Genomic DNA, 10,385 nt, shown 5'->3' with positions numbered 1-10,385 from the left:
TGATGCAGGGCAGCTTTTTCACAACCTCTTTTAAGCGGGTGACGGGAATCGAACCCGCGACATCAGCTTGGGAAGCTGGGATTTTACCACTAAACTACACCCGCGACACAAAAACAGTATACGCCTCTTTCACTCCTTCCTCAAGTTTTTTTATTCTTTACGCTTCCGATATGTTTTGTAGTAAAATAAAACTAATCAATCAATTATTGGAGAAGATGCTATGACGGGAAAAGAATTAGATCTGCTGCTAGACACTTGTCTACTCGCTGGGAAAATCATGATGGAAAGCAATGCAGAGATGTATCGGGTAGAAGATACGATGAGTCGAATTGCTTTAGCTTCTGGAAATTTCCGTTTAGTCAGCTATGTCACGCAGACTGGTCTCTTTATTGGTCTTGATCGTACCTCGACCATTCGAATGGAACAAATCACCAACCGTTCGATCAATTTAGAAAAAGTAGTAAAAGTGAATGATCTTTCACGTAAGTATGTTGCTTCAGAACTAACATTAGAAGAACTTTACAGTGAATTGCAGGCAATCGACCGAGACCGTTCGTTCTTTCCTGTCTGGTTGCAGATCGTTAGTGCGGCAGTTATCAGTGGAACGATCATGGTGTTATTCGGCGGAAAGATGACCGATTTGCCTGTGACTTTAGTTATTGGTGGATGGGGATACGCAGTTTATCTGTATAGTTTGAAATTTTTTAGAATCAAATTTTTATCGGAATTTTTATCTTCTTTATTGATTGGCATAGCTGCTATCTACAGTGTTCGTTTTGGCTTAGGAAGCAATCAGGATTTAATTATTATCGGATGTGTGATGCCTTTGGTTCCTGGGGTTCAAATTACAAATGCTATCCGTGATTTGCTAGCTGGTCATTATGTGTCAGGGGTTTCTCGCGGAACAGAAGCGATGATGACTGCTACGATGATTGGTTTTGCGATTGCTTTTATTTTCCAGCTTTTTTATTAAGAAAGGAGCACGAGTATGGGCACGATATTTATTCAATTTTCTTTTAGTTTTCTAGCGACTGCGGCATTTGCCATTGTTACAAATGTCCCAAGGCGTTCATTGATTTGTTGTGGTCTTTCTGGTGCTTTCGGCTGGATGACCTACTGGATCTGTGTTCAAATGGGCGGATCTGCTGCTTTCGGGTCATTGCTTGGCTCTTTAGGAGTCGCATTCATCAGTGATCTTTTCTCTAAGCGTTTGAGAATGCCTGTAACGATTTTCAATATTCCTGGGATGGTTCCTTTAGTTCCGGGTGGTTTGGCTTATCAAGCGGTTCGGAATCTCGTTACTGAATCCTATCAAGAAGCAGCTCACTATGCGGTCCAAGCAATCATGATAGCTGGAGCAATTGCTTTAGGTCTCGTATTATCGGAAGTCTTTAACCATAACATCCGCAACTTCAAAGTAAAGCGTGATGCCATCATGTTGAAACGAAAAAAACGGCTTTTTAAATAAACGAAGTGTAACAAAGAAAAGGTTGTGACAGAAGTGATTAGCTTCACGAAATAAGACAGGATTCACGAAAATGGTTTCTTAAATTTTTGTGAATCCTATCTTATTTTTCGAAGAAACTACTTCTGGAACACTGTTTAGTAGAAGGGGTGAGATCAGCATCTTGGTCCGGGTATTAGAGAAACAAAATGGAAGAAGGAACTTGCATGATTAACTTAAGTCTGTTTACTAAAAAGTGAGATATGATCCTTTATTTTTAATTTTTTAAAATGATTCATTCCTTATCTTTTCTTGAATAAATTTCTTTAGTTTATCAATACTTCTCTTACCCATCTCTAGTTGTTCTCCATTCGTAAACGTTACTACTTCATTTACTCGGCTAATAGATGTAATGTTTTCAGTATTAATGATGTAGGCTTTTAAATCTTTACATAAATACTCATATTCCAGTGTTTTTTTATATTTTTTTATTGTGCCGTTTATGAGTGTCTCTTCGTCTTTCAATACCAAGCCTATCTTATTTTTATAGCCTGGCATGCTCATTAGATAAAGAATCTCATCGTAATGGATATAATGATCGCTATTGCCATAACGAACAGACGTCCACTTTTTTTTGTTCGCTTGTTGAACAGGCTCGTTCTCTTTTTCTTTCAATAAGTAACTTTGGATGTTTTTTTTATTTTTTTCATAAGTGAATTCTTTTATCAAATACCCGCTAGGCGTAATATTTCGGTTAATAACAGCTATTGCTTTATTCGGATGAGAGGTCAAATAAACAATTTTACACTTCGCGTTCTTTTCTCTAAGCATTTCTCCTAGTCCAATCCCGCTGTGATAAGCGTTTAAATCGATATCAAGAAAAAAAATATCCGATGAACGAATATCATTGTTTTTGACAAATTCAAAAACTGCATGACGTTCAATCCCTTGATTATCTCGAAATTCCAAGGAATCAGTAAATTTCTGGATTCTTCCAAAATATCTTCTATCATTTTTTCAAAAACCAAACTGTCATCCAAAATAAATATACGTGTTATCATACAAAGTACCTCCACTCGATATTTTACTATCAAAATCATTTCATACAACTTTTCAACATACATGTTAGGAATAAATTGTAATTCTCTTCACAATCTTTTCCAACACCTTTGAAACCGCTATTAACTACATTCAGCATGCAACTTCTAAAATAAATATCATTTTACAAAACATATCAAATAGCCAAATATCTCATACAAAAAAAGCCAGACAACCGACGTCCTTACACGTCAACTGTCTGAGCTATGTTCATTTATTTTTTTCTTTTAAAAAGAACGATACACATACTGATTTTTCGGAGCAGAGACTTTCTCTGCGTTTGTCACAACTACAGATGGAATTTCACGCTTGAATGGTTGATAATAGTCCGATTGGATGGTTCCTTCTATTTTATACCACTCATCATTTTTAACCGTTACTCCTTCAGGCATATGTGTTAACAAGCCAAAGACTCCTGAATCTGCCACACAATGGATAATACCGAATCGGAACAAGAAGACATCTGCATTGCTATCGTTCGGTGTTTGGTAAACAAATCCTTCGTAGCTGATTTTTTTGCCAATGAATTCGCTAGGGTAATTATAGATCAGCTCCATGACTTCTAAATAATTTTCATCTGTGATCTCGATAGTCTGCTTATCCCCATACTTCTCTTTCAGTTCATTCATTTGGTCTAAGTAGTCTGACTTGTTGAAATAAATACTTGTATCTGGCTTTAGGTATTGCGTCTGCATCTCCGGGTCCCCTACTGATTCTTTGCTTACTGGGAAATTAAATCCTTTGGCTTCTACGATCGTAGTATCCAGACTAACTGTTGGAAACAACGTACCAACGATCACTGGCAAAGCTAGCAGTACATAAGCGATCCCACGTTGATAAGGTTTCGATAACCCATGGTCGTGATCATGATCATGCTCGTGCGTCTCTTCCTCTGCTTTTCCGTTTTTGACCCACAAATACAGCTGAACTAAAGCCAAAAGAGCGGATAAAATCATCGAAAGAATAGCTAAATAACGATAGTGGACATTGATATATTGATCAAGTTTGCCAGAGACTTGCAAATACATCATCAATTCGAAATAGCCAGATAAAATCAAAAACCGCAGCATATTTTTCCTCCTAAATAAATAATGTGAATCCAACAACGCTAAGGGCAATCAGTCCGATCAGCGATAGAATAAAACGTCCTGTAAAATATCGTTTCATCATCAATAGATTTTTGATATCGACCATTGGACCAAAGACCAAAAAGGCAGCTACAGGTGCTGTGCCGAACAGACTTAACAATGAAGACCCGATAAACGCATCTGCTTCTGAACAAAGAGACATCGTAAAAGCTAATAACAGCATGATAATGATGGCTAAAATCTTTGTTGAGCCGAGCGTTAGCATCATTCTAGTTGGTAAATAAGTCTGCATCGCAGCTGCGATTAACCCACCAATAATCAAATAACGACCTGTATCAAAAAATTCATCGATTGAATGTGTCAACACATGCCCCGTTTGATGGAACAGCCGATTTTTTGACTCATTCTTATCACTGTGTTCTTCTTCATGGGCATGATGATGGTGATCTTCGGCTACTTTAGAGGAGATTTTTTCTTTCAATACAGCGTCTTTTTGAAAATAGGCAAGCCAGACACCAATCACAAGTGCAACAAAAAAGCTGCCTATCACTCGCCAGCTTGCCATCTGCCAAGAATTGCCAAATGCGATAAACGTGGAAAAAATCACGATGGGATTAATGGTTGGCGCTGTCAGCATAAAAGCAAATGCTGTGTGGACCGGCACGCCTTTTTTTACAAACTGATGAACGATAGGTACGATGCCGCATTCACATGAAGGAAAGAAAAATCCTAAGATCGAACCAGTAAAAATAGAGAATATACGATTTTCAGGAAGCCATCGCTTCACACGTTCTGGGGTCAAAAATACTTGTAAGGCGCCTGAGATAAGACAACCTAATAGTACAAAGGGCAATGCTTCGATAACGATTGATAAGAAAATCGTACTCATCTGCAAAACCGAATTGGGAATAAAAGAAAACATGAGTTTCCTCCTTTTCATTTCTAGTTCATTCGCTTTGCAAATATACGCTTTTATTCAAAAAAAAACAAGTTGCTCTGTCAATTTTTACACAACTCTTATTTTTTATCGAAGCACTTCAATTGACTTTTTCTATTATTCCCATTAAATTAAGGTCTCGTACATATCACTTCTATCACAAAAGGGAGAATGAAAATGAAACAAACCACTAATTTGTCTGAAGTTCAAGACATACTGCAACAATCATCCGTTGCCATCGTTTATCTTTCGATGCCTAATTGCAGTGTTTGTCACGCTGTTCGTCCACGATTGGAGGAGCTGCTCACCCATTATGATATTCCGGCACTTCATTTGGATGCATTCGAAACGCCAGAAGTAGCTAGCAGATTTGAAGTATTGACTGCGCCAGTTGTTCTGGTTTTTCATCATGGAAAAGAGATCTCTCGGCAAGCGCGGTTCATCGACTTTAAAAAAATCCGGCATTTACTAGATGAACTGACAGCAGAAGATGATTCTCTTTCTTATGAAGAACTCTTTCGAACAGAATAAACATTATCCAAACAGAAAAAAGCGATTGAACAAGTGAAAGTTTTGCCTTCATTTGTTCAATCGCTTTTTATTTTTATTCTGCTGTATTTTCGGAATGCGCATTTGCGTCAGAATGCAAGAAATAGATCAAGGTTTGCAATTCATTCGTCAAATCAACATTTTGGATCAATACATCTGACGGAGCATTCAATCGAGCAGCGGTAAAGTTCAAGATTCCTTTGATTCCTGCTTCCGTTAACTGATTGACTACTTCTTGTGCTCTTTCAGCGGGAATCGTTAAAATCGCTACTTCGATTTGCTGGATCTTGATTTGTTCCGACATATCTTCCATTGGATAAACGGGGATACCGTCTACGATGCGTCCAACGATTTCTTCATTCACATCAAAAGCACAACTGATACGTATGCTATTACTTTGATGGAATTTATATTTTAGTAAAGCACTTCCCAAGTTTCCTACACCAATCAGCGCAACATTTGTCAATTGATCTTCATTTAATGTCTTCGCAAAAAAGTGCATAAGATCTTCTACATCATACCCATACCCACGTTTTCCTAATTCGCCAAAATAAGAAAAATCTCGACGGATCGTTGCACTATCTACTTGAACGGCTTCACTTAATTCAGTTGAAGACACTTTTTTCTTTCCAGCATTATTTAAAATCCTTAAATAACGATAATACAAAGGCAGTCTTTTAGCTGTCGCCTTTGGAATAATATGATCTTTCACGAAATGACCTCCACGTATTGTCTAATTACATCTTTGATTTCTCCATCATAGCAGTATTTATAGGAAAAAATCAATTCCATTGCTCAGATATTGTGAAATTTTATTCTTTATTCATTTATTTATCATTTCTGCAAATCTCGCAGTATGATGGAATTTATGGTAGACTACTAATTGAAAAATAGTTTTTTATTTGAGGAGAATTCACAAAGTAGAAAAGAGGATTCCATGATATTATTACAAGCCAATCAGATTGCTCGCCATTTTGGTGCAGAAGTCTTATTTGAAAACATACATTTAGAAATCAGTACAGGCGCTCGTGTCGCTTTAGTTGGCAGAAATGGCGCTGGAAAATCGACTTTATTGAAGATCATTGCTGGAATTGAAGCACCAGATGATGGAAAGATTGCTAAAAATAAAACAGCGACTCTCGGATACCTCGCTCAGGACACAGGACTTGATTCCAATGAAACAGTGTGGAACGAGATGCTGAAAGCTTTTGAACAAGTTAGACAAATGGAACAGCGGATGCGTGAACTAGAGATTTTCATTAGCGAAGGTACGCCAGATACACCCGCTTATACTTCTTATTTAAAAGAATATGATCGGCTGCAACACGATTTTTCGGATCGAAACGGCTATGGTTATGAAAATGAAATTCGTTCCGTATTGCATGGTTTTAAATTCGATTCTTCCTTTTATGACCAGAAAATCGATACTTTATCAGGTGGACAGCGTACACGTTTAGCTTTAGCTCGCATGCTTTTGCAACACCCTGACATTTTGATTCTAGACGAACCCACGAACCATTTAGATATCGAGACGCTTTCCTGGCTTGAAAATTATCTGCAAAGCTATACCGGTGCATTACTGATTGTTTCACATGACCGTTATTTCTTAGACAAAGTAGTCAATGAAGTTTATGAACTAAGCAGAAGAAAAATGCGCCATTACAAAGGCAACTACTCGAAGTATCTAGACTTGAAAGCAGAACAGCTGACAAGTGAATGGAAGGCTTATGAAAAGCAGCAGACAGAGATCCACAAATTAGAAGACTTCGTTGCTCGGAATCTTGTTCGTGCCTCTACCACTAAACGGGCGCAAAGTCGCAGAAAGACATTAGAAAAAATGGAACGTCTGGATCGTCCTCAAGGGGATGAGAAACAAGCAAACTTTCTTTTCAGTATAGAAAAACCTTCTGGAAATGTTGTCTTGCAAATCGAAGATGCCGCTATCGGATATGATGATGTCACCTTATCTGAACCAATCAATTTGGATATCCGCCGACAAGAAGCGATTGCTCTAGTAGGTCCGAATGGTATTGGAAAATCGACGTTGCTGAAATCGATCATCCACCAGATCCCTTTTATCCGTGGCAAAGAAACGCTAGGGACAAATGTCACCATCGGCTATTATGATCAAGGGCAAGCTGATCTGCATACAAACAAGACGATTCTAGCAGAATTGTGGGATGAGCATCCTACCACTCCTGAAAAAGACATTCGAAGTGCTTTAGGTGCTTTCTTATTTTCTGGCGAAGATGTAGAAAAACCAATCCCTCTGTTAAGCGGCGGTGAAAAAGCACGGGTTGCTTTAGCCAAGCTAGCGATGAACAAAGAAAATTTTTTGATCTTGGACGAACCAACAAACCATTTAGATATTGACAACAAAGAAGTATTAGAAAATGCATTGATCGATTACGATGGCACACTGCTTTTTGTTTCCCATGACCGATATTTCATCAATCGGATCGCGACAAAAGTCGTCGAACTCTCTGAAAATGGCAGTAAAGTCTATCTTGGAGACTATGATTATTATTTAGAGAAAAAACAAGAAGAAGAAGAAATCGCCGAATTATTGGCACAAGATGAGCCAGAATCCGCTCCTGCTCCTACGAATAAATCCGATTATTACCAGAGCAAAGAACAGCAAAAGCTTATCCGCAGCCTTCAACGAAAAATCACTCAGGTTGAAGAAGAAATGACGCGGATCGATGAATGGATCGATCGGTTGGAACAAGAAATGGTCGCGCCAGAAAATCTGGAAGATCACGTAAAACTCAATGAGCTGAACCAAGCTTTAGAATCAGCTAGACAAGATCAAGAAACAAAATTGTCGGAATGGGAAGAACTAAGCTTGGAATTAGAAGAATACGAGAATTAAAAGCCAATGGAAAGAGGTTGTGACAGCCCTGTTGTCATAGCCTCTTTCTTTTTTATGCAGAAACATAGCGAAACCGTTCTCTTTTTTCTTACTATTTTTCTCTACTGACAAAATAAACAATAATTTTCCGGCACAATTATTTGCTGTTTTTTGCCATAACATAGTACGATCAACGTAGAAAAGGAGATGTTTTTATGAAAGTTGTTGTCATTGGCGGTGTAGCTGGCGGTCCTTCATTTGCCACTCGTTTCCGTCGATTGAATGAAGCACATGAAATCATTATCTATGAACGCGGAGAGAATATTTCTTACGCAAGTTGTGCTTTGCCTTATTATTTAGGTGGTGTGATCACGGACCGTGACTCGCTGATCGAACGTACACCAGAAATATTGAAAACAAAAAACAACATCGACGTATTTACTAAACACGAAGTAATAGCAATCGATCCTTCCGCTAAGCGATTACTAGTTAAAGACCTATCTACAAATGAAGAGACAGAAACGGATTACGATAAGTTGATCATCTCTTCTGGTGCTAGACCAGCGTACCCGGATATTCCCGGAGCTTTTGAAGCAGAAAACGGCTTTGTCCTTCGCAGTGTAACGGATGCGGATCGAATTAAATCGTTTCTGGAAGAAAAAGATCCACAACATGTCGTCATTCTTGGCGCAGGTGTCATGGGTCTGGAATTAGCTGAGAATTTCAAACATCGCGGCTTAGACGTGACTTTAATCGATCAATTGCCGCAAGTCGCTTTCCCTTATGATCCAGAAATCGCTGATCTAGTTTATGACAAATTGCTGGAAGAAGGATTAACCGTTCATTTAGAAACAACAGTTACTGAGATCCGTGAAAAAGGTCGAGAATTAGTATTATCAGATGGCTCCGTCCTTTCCACTGATATGCTTGTCTTTGCTGTTGGTGTTTCTCCAAATAATGAAGTGGTGAAAGCAGCCGGCATACAATTATCAGATACAGGACAGATCATTGTTGATGACCAGTTACAAACCAATCTGCCGGACATCTATGCGATTGGCGATATTATCGAAACGACTAGTGTAGTGACTGGGCAGCCGATTCAAAGTATGCTTTCCAGTGCGGCCAATCGTCAAGGACACATGCTGGCAGATATTTTAAATGGTACGCCTATGCGCTATCGCGGATATATTGGTGCGGGTGTCGCAAAAATCTTTGATCATACAGCAAGTTATGCTGGAATGACAGAACATGCACTAAGAGCATCAGGCATAACGAATTACAAAACTGTTTTTATCACTCCTTTTGACCATGCCTATTTCTATCCTGGAGCTACAAGATTAAATCTAAAGCTGATTTTTGATGCAGATAGCGGTCGTATTTTAGGTGGACAAGCATTTGGAGAAAAAGGTGTCGATAAACGGATGGGAGAACTTTCTGTAGCGATCACCGGAAACTTGACAGTCTTTGATTTGCCTGATTTGGAGTTGCCTTACTCTCCACCGTATTCTACTACCCGTGACCCGTTGAATATAGCTGGTTATGTCGCAATCAATCAAATGACGAATATCGTAGAAACGATCAAAGCAGGCGATATACCCGAAAACGATTTGAAAGAAGCGTTCTTTTTAGATATACGTGAACCTAATAAAGCACCTTCTGGCAGTATCTCGGCAACAAAAAATATTCCAATGAATGAGTTACGAGATCGAATCAATGAAATCCCAAAAGATAAAAAAGTTTACATTACTTTCAGAAGAGGATTGAATACTTATACTTCTGCCCGAATCTTGGCAGGTTTGGGTATCAAAGCGATTTTGATTGAAGAATAAAAAACGACCGCGGTGGGTAGCCGCGGTCTAGGAGTTATTTTTACTTGAGGAGTAAAAATGAAAAAGTATATAGGGTTGTTGGTTGGTATGTATATAGAATAGAAGATAAATGTGTAGAAATTGTGCATTATTTCTTCACATTTATTAGGTTATAGTTTAAGAAAGTTTAAACATCCCGCAGTTTGGTTATTTTAGGCGTTTCTTTTCATAAAAAAACATGTTGTGACTCTGAGACAAATCATAGTCCATAGTGATGTCTCTAGAGTAACTACGCCTAATATTACGAGGCATAATATTAATTCATCAGCACTAGTACCTAAACTATCATCCCTTTCGAATATTTTTTCTTATATAATAAAGTTTGCTTTCACTCCTCTAATCTCACCAAATCGACTGGCTTGCGTTGTGTGATACTAGGAACTGATTTGTTTAGAACGACTTTTCTATTGTAATCATATTTTTCGCCATCCTCGTTGTCTTCTAATCCTTCAATGAATGATCCCTAATGTGTGTATTAAGTAATTTAATTTTTTTGTTCCTATTTGTTTAACAAATAAATAATCTTAATTGTCAAATTAAGTTAGACAGA

8 protein-coding genes, 1 tRNA gene and 1 pseudogene are annotated in these 10,385 nt (G+C 38.2%); 5 read left to right on the top strand and 5 right to left on the bottom strand.

The genetic code is table 11. From position 1 onward, the window contains the following. Positions 1–33: 33 nt before the first annotated feature. Positions 34–104: transfer RNA gene (locus HMPREF2731_RS02845), tRNA-Gly, on the bottom strand. 116 nt (positions 105–220) lie between these two features. On the opposite strand from HMPREF2731_RS02845, the gene HMPREF2731_RS02840 reads away from it, so the two are divergent. Continuing rightward, the gene (locus tag HMPREF2731_RS02840) at positions 221–973 is read left to right on the top strand and encodes a threonine/serine exporter family protein (protein ID WP_002308449.1); all 753 of its coding nucleotides are present in this window, start codon (positions 221–223) and stop codon (positions 971–973) included. Positions 974–988: 15 nt separating this feature from the next. Then, complete coding sequence (locus tag HMPREF2731_RS02835; RefSeq protein WP_002326308.1) at positions 989–1,468, top strand: threonine/serine exporter family protein; 480 nt, start codon at positions 989–991, stop codon at positions 1,466–1,468. 261 nt (positions 1,469–1,729) lie between these two features. Here HMPREF2731_RS02835 and HMPREF2731_RS15235 read toward each other — a convergent pair. The 3 genes and pseudogenes from HMPREF2731_RS15235 to HMPREF2731_RS02820 form a co-directional block, all read right to left on the bottom strand. After that, positions 1,730–2,505 (bottom strand): annotated as a pseudogene (locus HMPREF2731_RS15235) (LytR/AlgR family response regulator transcription factor). 264 nt (positions 2,506–2,769) lie between these two features. Continuing rightward, positions 2,770–3,612, bottom strand: a complete 843-nt coding sequence (locus tag HMPREF2731_RS02825; RefSeq protein ID WP_002318590.1) for a TIGR03943 family putative permease subunit — start codon at positions 3,610–3,612, stop codon at positions 2,770–2,772. Positions 3,613–3,622: 10 nt separating this feature from the next. Further along, positions 3,623–4,552: a permease gene (locus HMPREF2731_RS02820; protein WP_070872282.1), complete on the bottom strand. Its 930-nt coding sequence runs from the start codon at positions 4,550–4,552 to the stop codon at positions 3,623–3,625. 192 nt (positions 4,553–4,744) lie between these two features. Between HMPREF2731_RS02820 and HMPREF2731_RS02815 the strand changes: the two genes are divergently transcribed. Then, entirely contained in the window at positions 4,745–5,098 is a 354-nt protein-coding gene (locus tag HMPREF2731_RS02815; protein ID WP_002290876.1) for a thioredoxin family protein, read from the top strand. Positions 5,099–5,171: 73 nt separating this feature from the next. Here HMPREF2731_RS02815 and HMPREF2731_RS02810 read toward each other — a convergent pair whose 3' ends face one another. Next, the gene (locus HMPREF2731_RS02810) at positions 5,172–5,828 is read right to left on the bottom strand and encodes a redox-sensing transcriptional repressor Rex (protein ID WP_002290875.1); all 657 of its coding nucleotides are present in this window, start codon (positions 5,826–5,828) and stop codon (positions 5,172–5,174) included. Between the two features lie 225 nt (positions 5,829–6,053). On the opposite strand from HMPREF2731_RS02810, the gene HMPREF2731_RS02805 reads away from it, so the two are divergent. Together HMPREF2731_RS02805 and HMPREF2731_RS02800 are read left to right on the top strand one after the other, a co-directional pair. Beyond that, positions 6,054–7,988 carry an ABC-F family ATP-binding cassette domain-containing protein gene (locus HMPREF2731_RS02805; RefSeq protein WP_002314624.1) on the top strand — a complete coding sequence of 645 codons (1,935 nt, stop codon included), beginning with the start codon at positions 6,054–6,056 and terminating at the stop codon, positions 7,986–7,988. A 194-nt stretch (positions 7,989–8,182) separates the two neighbouring features. Beyond that, positions 8,183–9,796 carry an FAD-dependent oxidoreductase gene (locus tag HMPREF2731_RS02800; RefSeq protein WP_070704539.1) on the top strand — a complete coding sequence of 538 codons (1,614 nt, stop codon included), beginning with the start codon at positions 8,183–8,185 and terminating at the stop codon, positions 9,794–9,796. The last annotated feature ends 589 nt before the right edge of the window (positions 9,797–10,385 follow it).

Source organism: Enterococcus sp. HMSC072F02, assembly GCF_001837725.1.
Taxonomy (GTDB): domain Bacteria; phylum Bacillota; class Bacilli; order Lactobacillales; family Enterococcaceae; genus Enterococcus_B; species Enterococcus_B lactis.
This window is presented reverse-complemented; position numbering and strand designations above follow the sequence as displayed.